Source organism: Streptomyces sp. NPDC048514, assembly GCF_043199955.1.
Taxonomy (GTDB): Bacteria; Actinomycetota; Actinomycetes; order Streptomycetales; family Streptomycetaceae; genus Streptomyces.
In genome coordinates this window covers 304346-325099 of the sequence record NZ_JBICWT010000004.1, presented here as the reverse complement: position 1 = coordinate 325099, position 20754 = coordinate 304346, and the positions used below count along the sequence as shown (strand labels likewise).

At 71.6% G+C, this 20754-nt stretch carries 17 protein-coding genes and 1 tRNA gene; 14 read left to right on the top strand and 4 right to left on the bottom strand.

Going from position 1 to position 20754, the window contains the following annotated elements; all coding sequences use genetic code 11:
- Window positions 1-168 precede the first annotated feature (168 nt).
- A complete protein-coding gene (locus tag ACGFT2_RS10205; RefSeq protein WP_393275460.1) occupies window positions 169-2970 on the top strand; it encodes a penicillin acylase family protein in 2802 nt (933 codons plus the stop codon).
- Between the two features lie 197 nt (window positions 2971-3167).
- On the opposite strand, the gene ACGFT2_RS10200 is transcribed toward ACGFT2_RS10205, so the two are convergent.
- The gene (locus ACGFT2_RS10200) at window positions 3168-3788 is read right to left on the bottom strand and encodes a 5-formyltetrahydrofolate cyclo-ligase (protein WP_393275458.1); all 621 of its coding nucleotides are present in this window, start codon (window positions 3786-3788) and stop codon (window positions 3168-3170) included.
- A 98-nt stretch (window positions 3789-3886) separates the two neighbouring features.
- Between ACGFT2_RS10200 and galU the strand changes: the two genes are divergently transcribed.
- The 7 genes from galU to ACGFT2_RS10165 all read left to right on the top strand — a co-directional run bounded on the left by galU (window position 3887) and on the right by ACGFT2_RS10165 (window position 9630).
- Entirely contained in the window at window positions 3887-4798 is a 912-nt protein-coding gene (gene galU, locus ACGFT2_RS10195) for a UTP--glucose-1-phosphate uridylyltransferase GalU (RefSeq protein ID WP_393275456.1), read from the top strand.
- A complete protein-coding gene (gene glp, locus ACGFT2_RS10190; RefSeq protein ID WP_393275454.1) occupies window positions 4795-6117 on the top strand; it encodes a gephyrin-like molybdotransferase Glp in 1323 nt (440 codons plus the stop codon). The genes galU and glp overlap by 4 nt, the downstream gene beginning before the upstream one ends.
- Window positions 6118-6242: 125 nt before the next feature.
- Window positions 6243-6722, top strand: coding sequence for a cyclic pyranopterin monophosphate synthase MoaC (moaC, locus tag ACGFT2_RS10185; RefSeq protein ID WP_393275452.1), 480 nt, complete (start codon window positions 6243-6245; stop codon window positions 6720-6722).
- Window positions 6719-7216, top strand: coding sequence for a molybdenum cofactor biosynthesis protein B (locus ACGFT2_RS10180; RefSeq protein WP_393275450.1), 498 nt, complete (start codon window positions 6719-6721; stop codon window positions 7214-7216). Before moaC ends, ACGFT2_RS10180 begins: the two co-directional genes overlap by 4 nt.
- A 20-nt stretch (window positions 7217-7236) precedes the next feature.
- Window positions 7237-7935 carry a GNAT family N-acetyltransferase gene (locus ACGFT2_RS10175; protein WP_393275447.1) on the top strand — a complete coding sequence of 233 codons (699 nt, stop codon included), beginning with the start codon at window positions 7237-7239 and terminating at the stop codon, window positions 7933-7935.
- A gap of 185 nt (window positions 7936-8120) precedes the next feature.
- Complete coding sequence (gene glpR / locus ACGFT2_RS10170; protein ID WP_393275445.1) at window positions 8121-9353, top strand: gephyrin-like molybdotransferase receptor GlpR; 1233 nt, start codon at window positions 8121-8123, stop codon at window positions 9351-9353.
- A 203-nt stretch (window positions 9354-9556) separates the two neighbouring features.
- Window positions 9557-9630, top strand: a tRNA-Ala gene (locus tag ACGFT2_RS10165).
- A gap of 166 nt (window positions 9631-9796) precedes the next feature.
- On the opposite strand, the gene ACGFT2_RS10160 is transcribed toward ACGFT2_RS10165, so the two are convergent.
- A complete protein-coding gene (locus ACGFT2_RS10160; protein WP_393275443.1) occupies window positions 9797-10282 on the bottom strand; it encodes a GNAT family N-acetyltransferase in 486 nt (161 codons plus the stop codon).
- Between the two features lie 147 nt (window positions 10283-10429).
- Here ACGFT2_RS10160 and ACGFT2_RS10155 point away from each other — a divergent pair, with 147 nt between their 5' ends.
- Window positions 10430-11233, top strand: a complete 804-nt coding sequence (locus ACGFT2_RS10155; protein WP_393275441.1) for an exodeoxyribonuclease III — start codon at window positions 10430-10432, stop codon at window positions 11231-11233.
- On the opposite strand, the gene ACGFT2_RS10150 is transcribed toward ACGFT2_RS10155, so the two are convergent.
- Complete coding sequence (locus tag ACGFT2_RS10150) at window positions 11221-11874, bottom strand: MerR family transcriptional regulator (RefSeq protein WP_393276307.1); 654 nt, start codon at window positions 11872-11874, stop codon at window positions 11221-11223. The two genes, ACGFT2_RS10155 and ACGFT2_RS10150, sit on opposite strands and share 13 nt — an antisense overlap.
- Before the next feature lie 177 nt (window positions 11875-12051).
- Here ACGFT2_RS10150 and ACGFT2_RS10145 point away from each other — a divergent pair, with 177 nt between their 5' ends.
- From ACGFT2_RS10145 to ACGFT2_RS10130, 4 genes are all read left to right on the top strand, one after another.
- Window positions 12052-13782 (top strand): flavin-containing monooxygenase, encoded by a 1731-nt coding sequence (locus ACGFT2_RS10145; RefSeq protein WP_393275439.1) that lies wholly within the window; start codon window positions 12052-12054, stop codon window positions 13780-13782.
- Window positions 13779-14732, top strand: a complete 954-nt coding sequence (locus tag ACGFT2_RS10140; RefSeq protein WP_393275437.1) for an alpha/beta fold hydrolase — start codon at window positions 13779-13781, stop codon at window positions 14730-14732. Before ACGFT2_RS10145 ends, ACGFT2_RS10140 begins: the two co-directional genes overlap by 4 nt.
- Window positions 14729-15613 carry an SDR family oxidoreductase gene (locus ACGFT2_RS10135; RefSeq protein WP_393275435.1) on the top strand — a complete coding sequence of 295 codons (885 nt, stop codon included), beginning with the start codon at window positions 14729-14731 and terminating at the stop codon, window positions 15611-15613. The genes ACGFT2_RS10140 and ACGFT2_RS10135 overlap by 4 nt, the downstream gene beginning before the upstream one ends.
- Before the next feature lie 94 nt (window positions 15614-15707).
- Window positions 15708-15938 carry a hypothetical protein gene (locus tag ACGFT2_RS10130; RefSeq protein ID WP_393275433.1) on the top strand — a complete coding sequence of 77 codons (231 nt, stop codon included), beginning with the start codon at window positions 15708-15710 and terminating at the stop codon, window positions 15936-15938.
- Window positions 15939-16181: 243 nt separating this feature from the next.
- On the opposite strand, the gene ACGFT2_RS10125 is transcribed toward ACGFT2_RS10130, so the two are convergent.
- Window positions 16182-19640: a S41 family peptidase gene (locus ACGFT2_RS10125; protein ID WP_393275431.1), complete on the bottom strand. Its 3459-nt coding sequence runs from the start codon at window positions 19638-19640 to the stop codon at window positions 16182-16184.
- Window positions 19641-19990: 350 nt separating this feature from the next.
- On the opposite strand from ACGFT2_RS10125, the gene ACGFT2_RS10120 reads away from it, so the two are divergent.
- Window positions 19991-20596 carry a TetR/AcrR family transcriptional regulator gene (locus tag ACGFT2_RS10120; protein ID WP_393275429.1) on the top strand — a complete coding sequence of 202 codons (606 nt, stop codon included), beginning with the start codon at window positions 19991-19993 and terminating at the stop codon, window positions 20594-20596.
- Window positions 20597-20754: the final 158 nt, after the last annotated feature.

The following is a 20754-nucleotide window of genomic DNA, read 5'->3' as shown; positions in this document are numbered from 1 at the left end:
TAACTCTTGACGATTTCTTGACGCTCGACCGGGCAAGATCGAACGTCCGTGCGCGCTAGTTGCCGACTCCGCGTCAAGTGGCGCAGGGCCCTGCGCCTATGGTTGCTCCAGCGCTCATTCAAAGTCACAGCCCGACCTGCCGCTCGCGTTAGGACAGCAAGGACAGCGATGCCCCCCAACACCACCGCCACAACGGGTGACACCGCCACCACGGGTGCCACGTCCGTCAAGTCCGGCAGGAAGAAGGGGCGCAAAGCCCGCTTGCTCGTGCTCGTGCTGGTGCTCGCCGTCATCGGCGGCATCGCCTACGGGGCGTACTGGTCGATCAGCACCGTCCGCGCCTCCTTCCCGCAGACCAAGGGTTCGATCACGCTCCAGGGCCTGTCCGGGCCGGTCGACGTGAAGCGGGACGGCTACGGCATCCCGCAGATCTACGCCTCCTCCGACGAGGACCTCTTCATGGCGCAGGGCTTCGTCCAGGCGCAGGACCGGTTCTACGAGATGGACGTGCGCCGGCACATGACCTCCGGGCGCCTGTCGGAGATGTTCGGCAAGGGTCAGGTGAAGAACGACGAGTTCCTGCGGACCCTCGGCTGGGACCGGGTCGCCGAGGAGGAGTACGACACCAAGCTGTCGGCCTCCACGAAGAAGTACCTCCAGGCGTACGCCAAGGGGGTCAACGCCTACCTCCGGGGCAAGGGCGGCAAGGACATCTCCCTGGAGTACGCGGCCCTGGGCTTCACCAACGACTACACGCCGCAGTCGTGGACCCCGGTCGACTCCGTCGCCTGGCTGAAGGCGATGGCCTGGGACCTGCGCGGCAACATGCAGGACGAGATCGACCGCGCGCTGATGACCAGCCGCCTCGGCCCGCAGCAGATCCAGGACCTGTACCCGAAGTACCCCTACGGCCGTAACAAGCCGATCGTGCAGGAAGGCCGGTTCGACGAGCTGACCAAGACCTTCCAGCAGGACGGCGGCACGGGCTCCTCCCGGCAGAACGGCGGCACGGGCGCCTCCCAGGGCACCACGGGCTCGACCGGCTCCTCCACCACGGGTACGGGCGGATCGGCCCTCACGAGCCAGCTGGCGGGCCTGTACAAGGTCCTCGACGACGTACCGACGGCCGTCGGAGTGAACGGCCAGGGCATCGGCTCCAATTCCTGGGTCGTGTCCGGGCGGTACACCATCACCGGCAAGCCGTTGCTCGCCAACGATCCTCACCTGTCGGCGTCGCTGCCGTCCGTCTGGTACCAGATGGGCCTGCACTGCCGGGCCGTCTCCGGCAAGTGCCAGTACGACGTCAGCGGCTACACCTTCGCGGGCATGCCCGGCGTGATCATCGGGCACAACGCGAAGATCGGCTGGGGGATGACCAACTCCGGGGTCGACGTCACCGACCTGTACCTGGAGAAGGTCACGGCGAACGGCTACCTGTACGACGGCAAGGTCCGGCCGTTCAAGACCCGCGAGGAGACCATCAAGGTCGCCGGCGGCACGTCCAAGTCCATCGTCGTCCGGCAGACCCAGGACGGGATGCCGTTGCTGTCCGACCGCGACGACGAACTCGTCCAGGTCGGCAGGAAGGCCACGGTCAACACCGCCGCACCCGACCGCGGCGACGGCTACGGCATCGCCCTGAGGTGGACCGCGCTCGACCCGGGCACCTCCATGGACGCCGTGTTCGCCCTCGACAGGGCGGCGGACTGGGACGGCTTCCGCGCGGCCGCCGCACTGTTCGACGTGCCGTCGCAGAACCTCGTCTACGCCGACACCAGGAACATCGGCTACACCCTGCCCGGCAAGATCCCGACGCGCTCCTCCGTGGACGACGGCTCCATCCCGGCGCCCGGCTGGGACGCGAAGTACAAGTGGACCGGCTTCATCGACCAGGACGAGCTGCCCTACGAGTACAACCCCGAGCGCGGCTACATCGTCACCGCCAACCAGGCCGTGGTCGACGAGGGCAAGTACCCGTACACGCTCACCACCGACTGGGGCTACGGCGCCCGCAGCCAGCGCATCACCGACCTGATCGAGTCCAAGATCAAGGACGGCGGCAAGATCTCCACCGACGACATGCGGCAGATGCAGCTGGACAACAGCAGCGAGATCGCCAAGCTCCTGGTGCCCAAGCTGCTGAAGATCAACCTGGACGACAGGAACGTCCGGGACGCCCAGAAGCTGCTGGAGGGCTGGGACTACACCCAGGACGCCGACTCCGCCGCGGCCGCGTACTTCAACGCCGTCTGGCGCAACGTCGTCAAGCTCGCCTTCGGCAACAAGCTGCCCAAGGAACTGCGCGTCAAGGGCCAGTGCCTGTGGGTCGACAAGATCGACAGCACCGGCCCGGTGGACGACGACACCAAGGTGCGCGAGTGCGGCCAGCGCGACGCCGACCAGGCGCAGCCGGACGGCGGCGACCGCTGGTTCGAGGTCGTGCGCACGCTGATGGACAAGCCGGACAGCGACTGGTGGAAGGCGCCCAAGTCGGGCACCCGGCCGGCCGCGGAGAACCGGGACCAGCTCTTCGCCCGCGCCATGATCGACGCCCGCTGGGAGCTGACCGCCAAGCTCGGCAAGGACATCGACACCTGGAGCTGGGGCCGGCTGCACCGCCTGTTCCTGAAGAACCAGACGCTCGGCACCGATGGCCCCAAGGCCCTGCAGTACGTGCTCAACCGCGGCCCCTGGAAGCTCAGCGGCGGCGAGGCCAGCGTGGACGCGACCGGCTGGAACGCCGCCGGCGGCTACAACGTCGTCTGGGTGCCGTCCATGCGGATGGTCGTCAACCTCGCCGACCTCGACAAGTCCAAGTGGATCAACCTGACCGGCGCCTCCGGGCACGCCTTCAGCGCGCACTACACGGACCAGACGGGCAAGTGGGCCAAGGGCGAGCTGCTGCCCTGGTCGTTCTCGGGCAAGGCGGTCGACGGGAGCACGAGCGACACGCTCGTCCTCAAGCCGTGAGCCGCTGATCCGTACCGCCGGAGCGGCCCCCCACGCGTGCGTGGGGGGCCGCTCCGCGCCGCTGCGGGTGCGCCCGCGCGCGGATGGCTCTGTGTGCGGGTGCGCGGCGCGGGGCTCTTCGCCCGGGTGTGCGGTGCGGTGGACGTCTCTGCGCGCGGGTGCGCCGTGCGGGGACGGCTATGCGCACGGGCGCCCGGTCAGGGGCTCGTGAACCGGCGGGCGCCCGAGGGTGTCACCACCGCGTGCACCGGCTTGTCGTGGCCCTCCCCCGGGACGTGCGCGACGACCTCCGTGTCGTACAGCAGCACCACGAGCCGGGGGCGCAGGCCCGCGCGCTCCAGGCGGGCCAGCACGCGGTCGTACGAGCCTCCGCCGCGGCCCAGGCGCATCCCGCGGGAGTCCACCGCGAGCCCCGGCAGCAGGACGACGTCCGCTTCGGCCACGGCGTCCGGACCGAGACGCTCACCGGAGGGCTCGTACAGCGCCATCCTCCTCCCGTGCCGGACCCGCGCGAGGGAGTGCGGGCCGGTGTACTCGCCCCAGTCCAGGTCGTTGTCGGGCAGGAGCACGGGCAGCAGCACGCGCACGCCCCGCGCGCGCAGGACGTCCAGCAGGGCCGGCGTGCCGGGCTCGGCCCCCACCGACACGTACGCCGCCACCGTGCGGGCGTGCGCCAGTTCGGGCAGGTCCAGGGCGCGCTCGGCCAGCGCCCGGCCGGCCTCCCGGACGTCATCGTCCGTCAACCTGTTCCTCACCGCGAGGAACCCCTGCCGCAACGCGCGCTTGTCAGGCTCGCCAGTACGTCCGACGTGTTCCACTGGTCGCCCTCGCCCCCTTCTTCACCAATGCACTCATATAAGGGTCAACCAACCGGAGCCACAGATTCGCATTCAAGGCACCGGATAAGGTTGCGGGCATGATTCAGTCGCACCCCAGGATCAGCAAGGCTGTCATTCCCGCAGCAGGCCTCGGCACCCGGTTCCTGCCGGCTACCAAAGCCACTCCCAAGGAGATGCTGCCGGTCGTCGACAAGCCCGCGATCCAGTACGTGGTCGAGGAGGCCGTGTCGGCGGGGCTCGACGACGTGCTCATGATCACCGGACGCAACAAGCGTCCCCTCGAGGACCACTTCGACCGCAACTACGAGCTGGAATCGGCCCTCCAGAAGAAGGGCGACGCGGGCCGGCTCGCGAAGGTGCAGGAGTCCAGCGATCTGGCCACCATGCACTACGTGCGCCAGGGCGACCCGAGGGGGCTCGGGCATGCCGTGCTGTGCGCCGCCCCGCACGTCGGTCACGAGCCCTTCGCCGTCCTCCTCGGCGACGACCTGATCGATCCGCGGGACCCGCTGCTCCAGCGCATGATCGAGGTCCAGGAGCAGCACGGCGGCAGCGTGATCGCGCTCATGGAGGTCGCGCCCGAGCAGATCCACCTCTACGGCTGCGCGGCGGTGGAGACCACCGCCGACGGCGACGTCGTGAAGGTGACCGGGCTCGTCGAGAAGCCGGACCCGGAGGACGCCCCCTCCAACTACGCGGTCATCGGCCGCTACGTCCTCGACCCGCACATCTTCGACATACTGCGCAAGACCGAGCCCGGCCGGGGTGGCGAGATCCAGCTCACCGACGCGCTTCAGCAGCTCGCCCAGGACGAGAAGGTCGGCGGCCCGGTGCATGGCGTCGTCTTCAAGGGCCGCCGCTATGACACCGGGGACCGTGGCGACTATCTGCGTGCCATTGTCAGACTCGCGTGCGAACGTGAGGACCTGGGCCCGGACTTCCGGACCTGGCTTCGCAGGTACGTAGCCGAGGAGATGCAGCAGTCTTGAGCAGCGCCGCGACCCACGCCGCCGATCCGGACCACCTCTGGTCGGTGGACGAGCATCTGGAGGACATCCTCTCCACCGTCCGCCCCCTGGAGCCGATCGAGCTGCAACTTCTCGACGCCCAGGGTTGCGTCCTGGTCGAGGACGTCATGGTGCCGGTGTCGCTGCCGCCGTTCGACAACAGCTCCATGGACGGGTACGCGGTCCGGGTCGCGGACGTGGCGGGCGCCAGTGAGGAGTTCCCGGCCGCCCTGGAGGTCGTCGGGGACGTCGCGGCGGGTGCGGCGGAGCTGGTGCGGGTCGGTCCCGGCCAGGCCGCCCGCATCATGACCGGTGCCCCGCTGCCGCCGGGCGCCGAGGCCGTGGTGCCGGTCGAGTGGACCGACGGGGGGCTCGGCGAGGGCCCGGTGAGCGGCATGCGGGCGCGCAGTCTGGCCCCCGAGGGCGCGGAGGGGCACGTGCGCGTGCACCGTCCCGCCGAGGCACGCGCGCACGTACGCGCCAAGGGCAGCGACGTGCGGGCCGGCGACCGCGCCCTGGAGGCCGGGACGATCCTCGGGCCGCCCCAGATCGCCCTGCTCGCCGCGATCGGCCGGGGCACCGTGCGCGTCCGCCCGCGTCCGCGCGTGGTCGTCCTGTCCACCGGCAGCGAGCTGGTCCAGCCCGGCGAGGAACTGGCCACCGGCCAGATCTACGACTCCAACAGCTTCGCCCTGACCGCCGCCGCGCGCGACGCGGGCGCCATCGCCTACCGGGTCGGTGCCGTCGCCGACGACGCCGAGACCCTCCGCTCCACCATCGAGGACCAGCTCATCCGCGCGGACCTGCTGGTGACCACGGGCGGGGTGAGCGTCGGCGCCTACGACGTCGTCAAGGAGGCCCTGTCGTCCGTCGGCGACGAGGACGAGGCGGGCGCGGGCGTCGAGTTCCGCAAGCTCGCCATGCAGCCCGGCAAGCCCCAGGGCTTCGGTTCCATCGGCCCCGACCACACACCCCTGCTGGCGCTGCCCGGCAACCCCGTGTCGTCGTACGTCTCCTTCGAGCTGTTCGTCCGCCCCGCCATCCGGGCCCTGATGGGCCTGACGGACGTCCACCGCGCGCCCGTACGGGCCACGTTGCGGGCGGACAAGGCGCTTCGCTCGCCCGAGGGACGGCGCCAGTTTTTGCGTGGCGCGTACACCGACGGCGAGGTGACCCCCGTCGGGGGCTCGGGCTCCCACCTGATCGCCGCGCTGGCCCAGGCCGACGCCCTGATCGTCGTCCCCGAGGAGACGGAATCCGTCGAGCCCGGCACCGAGGTGGAGGTCGTGCTGCTCGGCTGACGCGCGCGTGGCCGTCCGCGGGGCGATCCTGGTCCGGTGCGTGCACCGGCTTGGCGGTACCGTGTCGCGCACGACAGGCCCGTGCTCCGCACGGCGACGGGCCCGGACCGGGAGCGCCACAGATCATGAGTACGCACGACCGACTGACGCACATCGACGACGCGGGCGCGGCCCGCATGGTCGACGTATCCGGGAAGGACGTGACCGCGCGCACCGCCCGCGCCGGCGGCCGGGTCCTCGTCTCGCCCCGGGTGGTCGAGCTGCTGCGCGGCGAGGGGGTGCCCAAGGGTGACGCCCTCGCCACGGCGCGCATCGCGGGCATCATGGGCGCCAAGCGGACCCCGGACCTGATCCCGCTGTGTCACCCGTTGTCGGTGAGCGGTGTGAAACTGGAACTGTCGGTCGCGGACGACGCCGTGGAGATCACGGCCACTGTGAAGACGACGGACCGCACGGGCGTCGAGATGGAGGCCCTCACCGCGGTGACGGTCGCCGCGCTCACCGTGATCGACATGGTCAAGGCGGTCGACAAGGGAGCGGTCATCACGGACGTACGGGTGGAGGAGAAGACGGGCGGCAAGTCGGGCGACTGGAGCCGGTCATGACCTACCGTGCTCTGGTGGTCACCGCGTCGAACAGGGCCGCCGCCGGTGTCTACGAGGACAAGGGCGGCCCGCTGATCGCCGACGGCCTGAAGCGCCTCGGCTTCGCCGTCGACGGGCCGCGCGTCGTCCCCGACGGAGAACCGGTGGAGGCGGCGCTGCGCGAAGGCGTGGCGGCCGGCTACGACGCCGTCCTCACCACCGGCGGGACCGGCATCTCGCCCACCGACCGCACGCCCGAGGCGACCCGCGCGGTGATCGAGCGCGAGGTGCCGGGCATCGCGGAGGCCGTCCGGGCGTACGGCCGGGAGAAGGTGCCGACCGCCGCCTTGTCCCGTGGCCTGGCAGGTGTGGCGGGGCGGACGCTGATCGTCAATCTGCCCGGCTCGACGGGCGGAGTGAAGGACGGGCTCGCCGTGCTGGAGCCGCTGCTGATACACGCCGTCGACCAGATCCGCGGCGGTGACCACCCCGGACCAGGTGGGGGTGCGAGCTGAACAGCCCCTCCTGGCCAGTCGTGCTGGCGGACGGCGACATCGTCCTCCGGCCGATAAAGCTGCGCGACCAGCGGGCCTGGCGCGAGGTGAACCGGCGCAACCGGGACTGGCTGCGTCCCTGGGAGGCGACCATTCCGCCGCCCACGCCGAGCGGACCTATAGCGCACCGGCCGACCTATCGGCAGATGGTCCGGCACCTGCGCTCCGAGGCCGGCGCGGGCCGGATGCTGCCCTTCGTCATCGAGTATCAGGGCCGGCTCGTCGGGCAGTTGACGGTTGCCGGTATCACCTGGGGGTCGATGTGCTCGGGGCACATCGGCTACTGGGTGGACGAGTCGGTGGCCGGCCGCGGGGTGATGCCGACGGCCGTCGCGCTGGTGGTGGACCACTGTTTCCGGGCCGTCGGCCTGCACCGCATCGAGGTCTGCATTCGTCCCGAGAACCGGCCGAGCCGCCGGGTCGTGGAGAAACTCGGATTCCGCGAGGAAGGGCTGCGGCCGCGTTATCTGCACATCGACGGGGCCTGGCGGGACCATCTGGTCTTCGCGCTCACCGCGGAAGAGGTGCCCGACGGGGTGCTCGGACGCTGGCGCCGGGCGCGCTCCCACGACGCCCGGCGCACGGGGTCGCCGGCCGACGGTGGGGGCGACGCTCGGGACACCCCGGGGGCCGCGGGAGCGCCGTGGAATCGGCAGAACACGCCCGGGAATCCCGCCTAGCCTCGGAAATTGAATATATGTTCGAAATTGATCGTCTGCTGACCGTCTCGGGACGTTGAATTCATGACCCAGTCGATCGTCTGATCGCATCGGTCGCAAAAAAAGCTGGAAATATCAGCCAGATCGTGCGACACACCGGCCCAATTGGCGGATGGCCCCACGCAAACCCCTCTACGGTGTGAGACGTGAGCAGCAGCGGCCTCATCTACGCAGTCATTGTCGGGGCCTGGGCCGCCTACTTGGTGCCGATGTGGCTCCGTAGGCAGGACGAGCTGAACGAGGCCCGTCCGACGGAACGCTTCAGCACCGCCATCCGGCTGCTGTCCGGACGGGCGGGTATGGAGCGCCGATACGCCAAGGACCTGCGGGCGCGCTCCGCCGACGAGGGGGAGCGGGACGCCGACGAACCGGATGGCGTCACCGACTCGGTGGACGTCCGGGCCTTCGCCGTGCCTCCGACGCGCCGTCAAGTCCGTGCGGAGGCCGGGCCGGGGGCGCCGCCGAGCGCGGATCCGGCACCGGCCGTCGTACCGGCGCCCCAGTCCGTTCTCGCGCCCGGGCACAACTCCTCCGGTGCACCCGGGCGGACGGCCGGGACCGTACCCGCGCAGAAGCGTGTGCCCGCCGCACGGTCCGCGCCGTCGGCGCAGGCGGCGGCAGCACGTGCCCAGCGCTCGAAGGTGCTTGCGCGCCGTCGGCGCACCACCGTGATGCTGTTCTTCGCCTTCTCCCTCGGCGCGATCGTCGCGGCGGTCGGAGGACTTGCCTTCCTCTGGGTGCCGGGCGTGCCCGCGGTGCTGCTCAGCACCTACATCGCCCATCTGCGCTCCCAGGAGCGCCGACGCTTCGCCTACCAGATGGACCGCCGCCGCGCCGAGGTCGCGGCCCAGCGGCTGCGCGAGCGGGAGCGCCTGCCACGCCGGCGCGCGCCCCTCGAGGCGGGCACCGGCGCGGACGAACCGGAGGAGGGACCCGAAACCGACACGGAGACCGGTCTCTCCGCGCTCGCCGCGGACCGGCGCGCCCTCGTCGAGCAGACCGACCATGCCGAGTGGGTCGACCAGCAGCGTGAGCGGCAGCGCCGACCCGGACACGGAGACAGCTGGGACCCGGTGCCGGTGCCGCTGCCGACGTACGTGACCGCTCCGGTCGCGCCGCGCGCCACCTCCGACGTGGATCTCGGGGCGCCGGACACGTGGAGTTCGGCCCGTTCCAGCGCCATCGCGCCCGAGCACGAGGCCGGCCAGGCGCCCACGGCGCAGGCCGAGGACGAAGCGCCCGCGTCCGGGGACAAGCCGGCGGACGGCCGAAGCGACGCGCGCCGCGCGGCCTCCGCGCGGCGGGCCCGCGAGCGGGTCCGCACGCCCCTCTTCGACCAGTACGAGGACGGCGACCGTCCGCGCGCCGCCAACGAGTGACCCGGGGCGGCCCGGCCCGTCCTGCGGGCCGGGCCGCCCCCCCGCCGCCCCGCCTACTCCGCGGGACCCCGCGGGACCGGCCTACTCCGCGGGACCCGCCTACTCCGCGGGACCGGCCCGCTCCGCGAGACCCGCGCTCTGACCAGTCAGGGAGCGGATTTCCGAGCAGCCCGATGGGGATGCTAGAGTTTCACTCGTTGCAAGGGCCTGTGGCGCAGTCTGGTAGCGCACCTCGTTCGCATCGAGGGGGTCTGGGGTTCAAATCCCCACAGGTCCACGCAGCATGAAGCCCCGGTCGGCAGTAGCCGACCGGGGCTTCATGGTTTCCCGGCCGGCGCCGGGTCGCGGTCGGCCAGGCCCGCCGCGAAGCCCAGGAGGCTCAAGCGGGCCTGGTGTGATCCGAGTTACACGGGAAAATGTGCCCGGAGCCGTCCAGGGCTTCGTCAGACCTTGCGGAGTTTCTTCGCGAAGCAGCGGCTCTCCTCGTAGTGGCGGTAGTAGCCGAACCTGGCGCACGGCTCGTAACCGCTGGACGCGTACAGGGCGATGGCCTCCGGCTGCTTGGTGCCCGTCTCCAGGACCATGCGGACGCGGCCGGCCATGCGGGCGTCCTCCTCCAGCGCGGCGAGCATGCGGCGGGCGAGACCGCGGCCGCGCATCTCCTCGATCACGTACATGCGCTTGAGTTCGGCGTCGCCGTCCTCGTTGCCCTCGTCGTTGCTGTCCTGGCTGCGCCAGCCGCCGGTGGCGACGGGGCGGTCGTGCGCGTCGTACGCGATCAGGTACACGCCGCGGGGCGGGTCGAAGTCCGCGGAATCGAGGGCGGTGGCGTCGCCGCCGTCGCCGTAGCGCAGGTGGTACTCGGCCTGGACCTCGTCGTTGAGTTTGACGGCGTCGGGGTGATCGAAGCGAACCGGACGTATATACATGCGGAGTATCGTACTTCTATGCAGGGGAGCGGCTCCCAGGACTCTGCGGACTCCGACCAGTGTGCCGGTATCGTGCCCGGGTGCCGACTGCGACCTCGGACAGCACGTCCAGCCCCGAGGTCGCCCTGTGAGGTCGAGGAGATTGCTTTGCTGACGGTGACCTCGGTCAACGTGAACGGACTGCGAGCCGCCGCCAAGAAGGGCTTCGTGGAGTGGCTCGCCGGGACCTCGGCGGACGTCGTCTGCCTCCAGGAGGTACGCGCCGAGCCGCACCAGCTGCCCGAGGAGGTCCGGCAGCCCGACGGCTGGTACGTCCTGCACGCCCCGGCCGCCGCCAAGGGCCGCGCCGGCGTCTCTCTCTACACTCGGCGCGAGCCCGACCGGGTCCGGGTCGGATTCGGCTCGGCCGAGTTCGACGGCGGCGGGCGGTACGTCGAGGCGGACCTGCCCGGCGTCACGGTCGCCTCCCTCTATCTGCCCTCAGGCGAGGTCGGCACCGAACGGCAGGACGAGAAGGTCCGTTTCATGAGTGAGTTCCTCGCCCACCTCAAGGGGCTGCGCGAGCGGGCCGCCGCGGACGGGCGCGAGGTGGTCGTGTGCGGCGACTGGAACATCGCCCACCAGCAGGCCGACCTCAAGAACTGGCGCGGCAACGTGAAGAACTCCGGCTTCCTGCCCGAGGAGCGGGAATGGCTCGGCCGCGTGCTCGCCGCCGAGGAGGGCGGCTACGTCGACGTCGTCCGCGCCCTGCACCCCGGGGCCGAGGGTCCCTACACCTGGTGGTCCTACCGCGGACGGGCCTTCGACAACGACTCCGGATGGCGCATCGACTACCACGTCGCCACCCCCGGCCTGGCGGCCAGGGCGGTCAAGGGCTTCGTCGAGCGCGCGGCCACGCACGCCGAGCGCTGGTCGGACCACGCGCCGGTGACCGTCGTCTACGACCTGTAGGGGCGGCCGGTGCCGTCGGCCGGACCGTCCTTGCTGATCCGGCGGTCCAGGGCCAGAGAGAGCTCCGCCTCCACCACGCTGCGCGCGAGCGGGCGCAGACGGTGCAGGTCCTCCTCGGGGGCGTGGCGCAGGATCAGGTCGGAGAAGAGTGCGGCCAGGGCGTCGGCGTGCTCGCGGACGCGGACGCCGGCCTCGAGGACCTCGGCGAGCGGGATGCCTTCGCGGACCAGCGCCGAGGAGACGTCCAGCAGCTTGCGGCTGATGTGGACTATCTCGTCGCCGTCGGTGCCGAGATAGCCGAGGTTCATGGCGGCGGCGAGGTTCTCGGGAGTGACCTCGCCCTCGAAGCGGGCGGCCAGTTCCTCCGGGGTCAGGCGGACCGGCTCCTCCTCGGTGGGGGTGCCGACGCCGAGGAGGTCGGCGACGTCGCGGCCGTGGTCGAGGGCCTCGGCCAGTTCCGCGATGCCGTTCAGCGTGTGGCCGCGCTCCAGCAGGGCGGCGATGGTGCGCAGGCGGGCCAGGTGGTGCTCGTCGTACCAGGCGATACGGCCCTCCCGGCGGGGCGGCGGGAGCAGCTTGCGCTCGCGGTAGAAGCGCAGCGTGCGCACGGTGATGCCGGCCAGCCGCGCCAGCTCCTCCATGCGGTACTCGCGCCGGGCACCCGGGTGTTCTGCGTCCTCAGCCACGACCGCAGCCTATGTTGTACCGCCGGTAACTTTCCTTCCCGCGCCCCCTACCGCTCGGTACGGAGCTGCTCTACAGTCCCATTGCGCCAGTGTTCACTGGCAGAGTCCAAGGCGATGCGTGGAGGCTTCGGGATGGCCGAGCACGAACATGTACGGGTGGCGGTGATCGGGTCCGGCTTCGGCGGGCTGGGGGCCGCCGTGCGGCTGCGCCGCGAAGGGATCACCGACTTCGTCGTCCTGGAACGGGCCGGCAGCGTCGGCGGCACCTGGCGGGACAACAGTTACCCCGGGTGTGCCTGCGACGTGCCCTCCCACCTCTACTCCTTCTCCTTCGCGCCGAACCCCGAGTGGCCGCGCACCTTCTCCGGGCAGCGGCACATCCGCGCCTACCTGGAGCACGTCACCGACCTCTTCGGCCTGCGCCCGCACATCCGCTTCGACTCCGAGGTCAAGCTGATGACCTGGGACGCCGAGAACCTGCGCTGGCACATCGAGACCGCGAGCGGGTCCCTGACCGCCGATGTCGTCGTCTCCGCCACCGGACCGCTGTCAGACCCGAAGATCCCCGACATCCCGGGGCTGGAGTCCTTCCCCGGCAAGGTGTTCCACTCCGCACGCTGGGACCACGACCACGACCTGCGCGGCAAGCGGGTCGCCATGGTCGGCACCGGCGCCTCCGCCATCCAGATCGTGCCCGCCGTACAGCCGCTGGCCGGCCGCCTCACCCTCTTCCAGCGCACCGCGCCGTGGGTGATGCCCCGCATCGACCGTGCCATCAGCGGCGCCGAGCGCTGGCTGCACCGGTCCGTGCCCGTCACCACCCAGCTGCGCCGCGGACTGCTGTGGGGCATCCGGGAACTGCAGGTGCAGGCCTTCACCAAGCGCCCCGAGGAACTCGGTCTGGTCGAGCGGCTCGCCAAGCGCAACATGGCCCGCGCCATCAAGGACCCGGCCCTGCGCGCCAAGCTCACCCCGGACTACCGCATCGGCTGCAAGCGGATCCTGCTGTCCAGCGAGTACTACCCGGCGCTCGCCCGGCCCAACGTGGACGTCGTCGCCAGCGGGCTCAGCGAGATCCGCGGGTCCACGCTCGTCGCGGCCGACGGCACGGAGACCGAGGCCGACGTGATCATCTTCGGTACGGGCTTCCACGTCACGGACATGCCCATCGCCGAGCGCGTGGTCGGCGCGGCGGGCGTCACCCTCGCGGAGACCTGGAAGAGCGGCATGCAGGCCCTGCGCGGCGCCTCCGCGGCGGGCTTCCCGAACTGGATGACGATCATCGGGCCCAACACCGGCCTCGGGAACTCCTCCATGATCCTCATGATCGAGTCCCAGCTGAACTACATGGCCGACTATCTGCGCCAGCTCGACGTCCTCGGCGGCCGCACCGCGCTCGACGCCCGGCCCGCCGCCGTCGCGGCCTGGAACCACGAGGTGCAGGAGCGCATGAAGCGGACCGTGTGGAACACGGGGGGCTGCACCAGCTGGTATCTGGACGCGAGCGGCCGCAACACCACCATCTGGCCCGGCACGACGACCGAGTTCCGGCGCGCGACCCGGCGGGTGGACCTGGGGGAGTACGAGGTCGTCCGCAAGCCCGGGACGAAGGACACGGGCGCGTCCGGTCACACCGCCGAGCGACCCGCGGGCACCGCCGAGCGGCCGGGAGCCGCCGCCGAGCAGCCGGCACGCAGCGCATCGGAGCAGCCGGCACGCACCGCCGCCAAGCGATCCGCACGCACTGCCGAGCAACCCGGGCGTGCGGCCGAGAGGGCCGCGGCGGAGCCGGCCGCGCACGGCACGGGGCGGAGCACGCCCGCGCAGGCCGACGGCGCCGGGCAGAGCGGGAACGCCGCATGAGCCGGCCCGCCTCCGTGGCCTCCGGCCCGTACGCCCCGCCCGTCCCCGCCCGCCGGCTCACCGTCGTCTCCGCCGACGGAGCCCGGCTGCACGTCGAGGTGCACGGGCCCGACGACGCGCCTCCCGTCGTCCTCTCCCACGGCTGGACCTGCTCGACCGCCTTCTGGGCGGCGCAAGTCCGGGATCTGGCGGCCGACCACCGCGTGATCACCTACGACCAGAGGGGACACGGACGCAGTCCCGCCGGCTCGGCGTGCACCACCCACGCCCTGGCGGACGATCTCGAAGCGGTGCTCGAAGGGACGCTGGAACGCGGGCAGAAGGCCCTGATCGTCGGCCACTCCATGGGCGGCATGACCGTCATGGCGGCCGCCGGCCGCCCCCGCGTCCGTGAACACGCCGCGGCCGTCCTGCTGTGCAGCACCGGAAGTTCGCGGCTGGTGGCGGAGTCGCGCGTGCTGCCGTTGCGCGCCGGACGCGCGCGCACCTGGATGACCGGGCGCGTTCTCGGCTCGCGTGCCCCGCTCGGGCCGGTCACACCGGTCGCGAAAAGCGTCCTCAAGTACGCCACCATGGGCGCCGGTTCCGCTCCTCACATGGTGGAGGCGTGCGCGCGGATCGTGCACTCCTGCCCGCGCGCCGTGCGCCACGCCTGGGCCGCCGTCCTCGAAGCGCTCGATCTCGACCACGGCGTACGGGAGTTGCGTGTGCCCACCGCGGTGGTGCACGGCACGTCCGACCGGCTCACGCCTCCCGTGCACGCCCGTGCGCTGGTCGCCGCGCTGCCTCACTGCGTCGGCCTCACCGAGCTGCCCGGCGTCGGTCACATGACCCCGATCGAGGCCCCCGAGCCGGTGATCCGCCGGATCCGGGAGCTGGTCACCACCTATGTCACGGGGGGCACCCCCGAACACGGTTCCACCCCGGCGCAGATCAAGGAGGGCGCATGAGCACGGTCAGCCTCGAGGGACAGGTCGCGGTCGTCACCGGAGCGGCACGTGGTGTCGGTGAACTGCTGGCACGCAAACTCTCCGCGCGCGGCGCCAAGGTGGCGCTGGTCGGCCTGGAGGAGGACGCGCTCAAGGAGGTCTCCGGGCGGCTGCACAGCGAGAGCGCGCACTGGTACGCCGACGTCACCGACCACGAGGCGATGGCCCGGGTGGCCGAGGAGGTCAAGGCGAGGTTCGGCAAGGTGGACATCGTCGTCGCCAACGCCGGTGTGGCGACCGGCGGTCCGTTCGCGGACTCCGACCCGCAGGCGTGGCGGCGCGTGATCGAGGTGAACCTGATCGGTTCCGCGGTGACCGCGCGCGCGTTCCTGCCGGTGCTCGTCGAGAGCCGCGGCTATCTGCTCCAGATAGCCTCGCTCGCCGCCATCACGCCGGCGCCGATGATGTCGGCGTACTGCGCGTCCAAGTCCGGCGTGGAGGCGTACGCGCACAGTCTGCGCGCCGAGGTCGGCTACCAGGGCGTGCGCGTCGGGGTCGCGTACCTGTCCTGGACCGACACCGACATGGTGCGCGGCGCCGACCAGGACGACGTCATGCGCGAACTGCGGCAACGGCTGCCCTGGCCGTCGAACAAGACCTACCCGCTGGGTCCCGCGGTGGACCGGCTCGTCGCCGGGATCGAGCGGCGCTCGGCGCATGTCTACGGGCAGTGGTGGCTGCGCGGCATGCAGGGCGTGCGCGGGTACCTGCCGGCGCTCATCGGCACGGTCGGCCAGCGCGAGATGAAACGGTTCGCGCCCCGGTTGCAAGGCATGCGCTCCGGACTCGTCGGCGCAGGTGGGGCGGCTGATGAAGCGGGGAGGGCTACGCACCGTAACTGATCCACATGCGCTCCGTGTTCCCCCGTGTGAATCTGGTCGAGGCCCCACCAAGGGGCCGACTCCCTACTCTCACTCACCACAGGAGTGAACCCACATGGGTATGAAGGACCAGTTCCAGAACAAGGCCAACGAGATGCAGGACCAGGCCAAGGAGAAGGCCGGTCAGGCGCGTGAGCGTGCCGGCCAGCGTGGCAAGCAGCAGCCGCAGCAGCCGCAGCGCGGTGGCCAGCAGCCGCAGACCGAGCGGGGTCGCCAGAACATGCGCGACATCGAGGACCCGGAGCGTGAGATGGGCGAGCACCTCGAGCGGGACTACGACGCCTAGTCATCACGTTCGGCCTTGGCCGGATCACGTGGGGCGCCCTTCCTCGCGGAGGGCGCCCTGCGTTCGTGTCCGCAGCCGGTCCGGGCCCCGGCGAGGCGTCTCCCCGGCTGACGGCTGACGGCTGACGGCTACCGGCTGCTGGCTACCGGTTTCCGTGCCCATCGCCCTTCGCGTCCACCGCCTTCGTGCCCATCGCCCTTCGCGTCCACCGCCTTCGTGCCCACCCTTCTGGCGGGCGTGGGCTCACCGCCGCGGTGGCAGCCTGGGACGTGAACGGTCGGGGACGTCGGCGTAGTCGGGCGGAACGGCCGCCGGGTTGGTCTCCAGGAGGTCCAGGGCGAGCCGGACCGCGTCGTCGAGCTGGGCGTGGCGGCCCTCCGCCCAGTCGAGGGGGGTGCGCAGGACCTCCAGGTCGGGGGCGACACCGTGGTTCTCCACGGACCAGCCATAGGCGTCGAACCAGGCCGCGTTCATGGGCACCGTGATCACCGTGCCGTCGCCCAGGCGGTGGCGGCCGGTCATGCCGACCACGCCGCCCCAGGTGCGCTGGCCGACGACGGGGCCGAGCTTCAGCAGCTTGAAGGCCGCGGTGATCATGTCGCCGTCCGAGGAGGTCGCCTCGTCGGCGAGGGCGACCACCGGGCCCCGGGGGGCGTTCGAGGTGTACGCCACCGGCTGCGCGTCCCGGGTCAGGTCCCAGCCGAGGATCGTGCGGGTCAGCTTCTCGATGACGAGTTCGCTGATGTGGCCGCCCGCGTTGCCGCGCACGTCCACGATCAGCGCGGGCCGGGACACCTCCATGCGCAGGTCGCGGTTGAACTGGGCCCAGCCGGAGCCGCCCATGTCGGGGATGTGCAGATAGCCGCACCTGCCGCCGCTCAACTCCCGGACGACCTCGCGGCGCTTGGCCACCCAGTCCTGATAGCGCAGGGGGCGTTCGTCGACGAGCGGGACGACGGCCACGCGCCGGGCGTGCCCCGCCCCGCCCTCCGCGGTGGTGAACGTCAGTTCCACGGTCGTACCGCCCGAGCCGGCGAGCAGCGGAAAGGGGCCGGCGACCGGGTCGACCGGGCGGCCGTCCACGTGGGTGAGCACGGCGCCCTCGCGGATGCCCGTGCCGGCCAGCGGCGATCGGGCCTTGGAGTCGGAGGAGTCGCCGGGCAGGATGCGCTTGACCGTCCAGTGGCCGTCGCGGCGGGCGAGGTTGGCGCCGAGGAGGCCCTGCCAGCGCTGGTAGTGGGGCGGCCCTTCGTTGCGGCGGGCGGCGGTGACGTAGGCGTGCGAAGTGCCCAGCTCGCCCAGGACCTCGCGCAGCAGGTCGGCGAACTCGTCCGGGGAGGCCACCCGTTCCACCAGCGGCCGGTACTGGCCGAGCACCGCGTCCCAGTCGATGCCGCACATGTCGGGGTCCCAGAAGTAGGCGCGGATGAGACGTCCTGCCTCCTCGTAGGACTGGCGCCACTCGGCGGGCGGGTCGACCTGGTGCAGGATGCGGCGCAGGTCGATCCAGACGGTCGAATCGCTGTCGCCGATCTCGGTCGAGGGCACGGCCCGCAGGTCGCCCTCGTCGACGACGACCAGCCGGGTGCCGTCGCCGCTGACCGCGAACCAGTCGAGATGGCCGACGAGTTCGGACTTCTTGGCCTTGCTGATGTTGAAGTGCTCCAGGGTGGGACGGCCGGTGGTGTCGTCCGGGCTGGCGAAGGTCTCGCCGAGCGCGCCGGAGATCGGCCAGCGCAGCCAGACCAGCCCGCCGCCGGCGACCGGGTACAGCGCGGAGTACTTGGAGGCGATGACCGGGAACGGCGTGACCCGGTTCTCCAGGCCCTCCACCTCCACGATCACCGTGCCGCCCTCGCCTCTCTCCTCGTCCTCGAGCGGGTCCAGGCCGCCGGCGGCGGGGCGCCCCTCCGGGTTCAGGGCGAAGGGCGAGGGGGTGGCCGAGGACAGCGGGACGAGGTAGGGGCGGCAGCCGAGCGGGAAGGAGAGGTCCCCGGTGTGGACGTCGTACACCGGGTCGAAGCCGCGCCAGGAGAGGAACGCGAGGTAGCGGCCGTCCCGCGTGAAGACGGGGTTCTCGTCCTCGAAACGGCCGTTCGTGACGTCCACGATCAATCGGTCCTTGATGCGCGCCAGCTTGATCTGGCGCAGCGAGCGGCCGATGCCCGGGTGGGACCAGGTGAGCCACGAGCCGTCGGGTGAGAACGCGAGGTCGCGCACGGGACCGTTGACGGAGTGGATCAACTCGGTCACACCGTTGCCGTTGCCGTTGCCGTTGCCGTTGCCGTTGCCGTTGCCACGGCCACCACTGCCATCCGCCGGGCCGCCGCCCGATGCGGTCTCCCCGGCCACCTCCGTGTCCTCGACCACCTCCGCGTCCCCGGGCTCGCCCAGGTCCCCGGGCATCTCGCCGGCCGCCTCCGGCGTGGGCTCCTCGGCGTCCTCCGTGCCGGCCCCGGGCCCGGTCTCGTCGTCGGACGGGTCCGTGGACGGGTCCGTCACGTCGAGCAGCAGCAGACGTCCGTCGTGCGAGGCGATGGCCAGCCGCTCGCCGAGCGGGTCGGACACCATCTCCAGGACCCGCCCCAGCTCGCCCGAGGCCAGCCGGCGCGGCGCGCGGTCGCCGGTCGCGCGGGGGAGCTGGGCGATCTCGACGGCGTCCTCGCCCTCGGCGTCCGTCACGTAGGCGACCTGCCCGGTCGAGCCCAGCATCTCCGGCAGCCGCACCCGGACACCCGGGGTGTCGGTGATCGTACGGGCCGGTCCGTCGCGGTGGGTGAGCCAGTACAGGCTGCCGCGTACGACGACGGCGCCGGCGCGGCCCGTCTCGTCCACGGAGATGCCGTCCACGTTCTGCGCGGCCGGCACCGGATATCTGCGGCGCCCGGTGGCGGGGCCGGCGAGCCGGACGTCGAGCCGGCGCGGCGCACCGGCCGGGGAGAGGTCGTCCACCAGCCACAGATCGCCCGCGCACTGGTAGACCACGCGGCTGCCGTCGGTGGAGGCGTGCCGGGCGTAGAAGGCGTCGTGGTCGGTGTGGCGGCGCAGATCGGTGCCGTCCCGGGCGCAGGAGTAGAGGTTGCCGACGCCTTCGTGGTCGGAGAGGAAGGCGATCCGGCCGGCGACGAACATGGGGCAGGCCAGATGGCCGTCGATGTCCGGCAGGAGGCGCCGGCCGTGCAGCCAGAGGCGGCCCATGGCGCCGCCGCGGTAGCGCTTCCAGGAGGCCGGTTCGTGCGGCGGGGTGCCGGTGAGCAGCAGGGTCCTGCGTTCGCCGTCGAGGTCGGCGACCTGGAGGTCGGAGACGGGGCCCCAGGGCAGCCGGCCGCCCGGGTCCCCGTCGGTGGGGACCTTGTAGGCCCAGGTGAAGTAGGAGAAGGGTTCTCCGTGGGAGGCGACGGCCAGGATGTCGCCCTCCGGGGTCCAGCCGCAGACCTGGGTGTCGGCGCTGCCCCAGTACGTCAGCTGCCGCGCGGGACCGCCGTCGACGCCGACGAGGTGGATCTCGGGGACGAGGCTGCGCCAGGTGGTGTAGGCGATCCGGCGGCCGTCGGGCGAGAAGCGGGGGTGGCCGGCCTTCGTGCGGTCCGCCGTGAGCCGCCAGGCGCGGCCGGGGGCGTCGAGGGGGGCCAGCCAGAGGTCGTCCTCGGACACGAAGCACAGCAGGTCGCCGCTGAGGTGGGGAAGACGCAGATAGCTCACCTCCCCATGCTTTTCCGGGCGAAGAGCCCCAGCAACTCGTGAAGAACGGCGACTTCGGCTTCCCCCGCCACCCGCACCGCACGGACCGGCGGCTCCCGGTACCGCGCCGACCGGAAGCTTCCCGTACACCGCGAACCGGCGGCTTCCCGTACCGCGAACCGGCAGCAGCTTCCCGTACACCGCGAACCGGCACTTCCCGTACACCGCGAACCGGCGCACGGTCCGCTCACTTACGCAAACCCGACACGCGTGACCCACCACACGTACGAAACGGTTTCGTTTCGCTCGCTAGCGGGGTATCTTTCTGTGGTGTACGAAGCAGAAAGCTCCGGAGCGGGAAGGTGACTGGCATGACCGAGGTCGTCGCAACGGCGCGTCGCAGTCGGATCACGCCCGAGCGTGAGGCCGAGTTGTACGAGGCCGTGCTCGAACTGCTCCGGGAAGTCGGCTACGACACCCTCACCATGGACGCCGTGGCAGCCCGCACCCGTTCCAGCAAGGCCACGCTCTACCGTCAGTGGGGCGGCAAGGCCGAGTTGGTGGCGAGGGCGGTGCGGCACGGCAAGCCGGGCACCCTCGCCGACGAGATCGACACCGGGTCGCTCAGGGGTGACCTGCACGCGCTCACGCTGCGTGCGGACGACTGCGAGATGGAACAGAACTCCGCTCTGATGCGGAGCCTGGCCATGGCGACCCACTCCAACCCGGACCTCCTGCGGGCGTTCCGGGAGCACCTCATCGAACCGGAGATGGCGGAGTTCCGCCGTGTGCTGCAACGGGCGATCGAACGGGGCGAGGTCCGTGCGGACAACCCCGCCATCGAGTTCGTGATGCACATGATGATCGGTGGGTTCGCCGCCCGCACGATGATCGACGAACTACCGCCGACGCAGGACTTCCTCCTTTCGTACATCGACGCCGTCGTCCTCCCCGCCCTCGGCGTTCCCACCGACTGAATCCCCCTGCCCACCGGGCCGGTCACCCAGGACCGGCCCCGTCGGAACAGGCCCCGCCGGAACCGGCCCCGCCGGAACCGGCACCGATCCCCTCCCCAGCAAGCCCACCACCTGACGTCACCGCTCACGTCGTCGGGCTGAAAGCCCCTGCCCAGCCG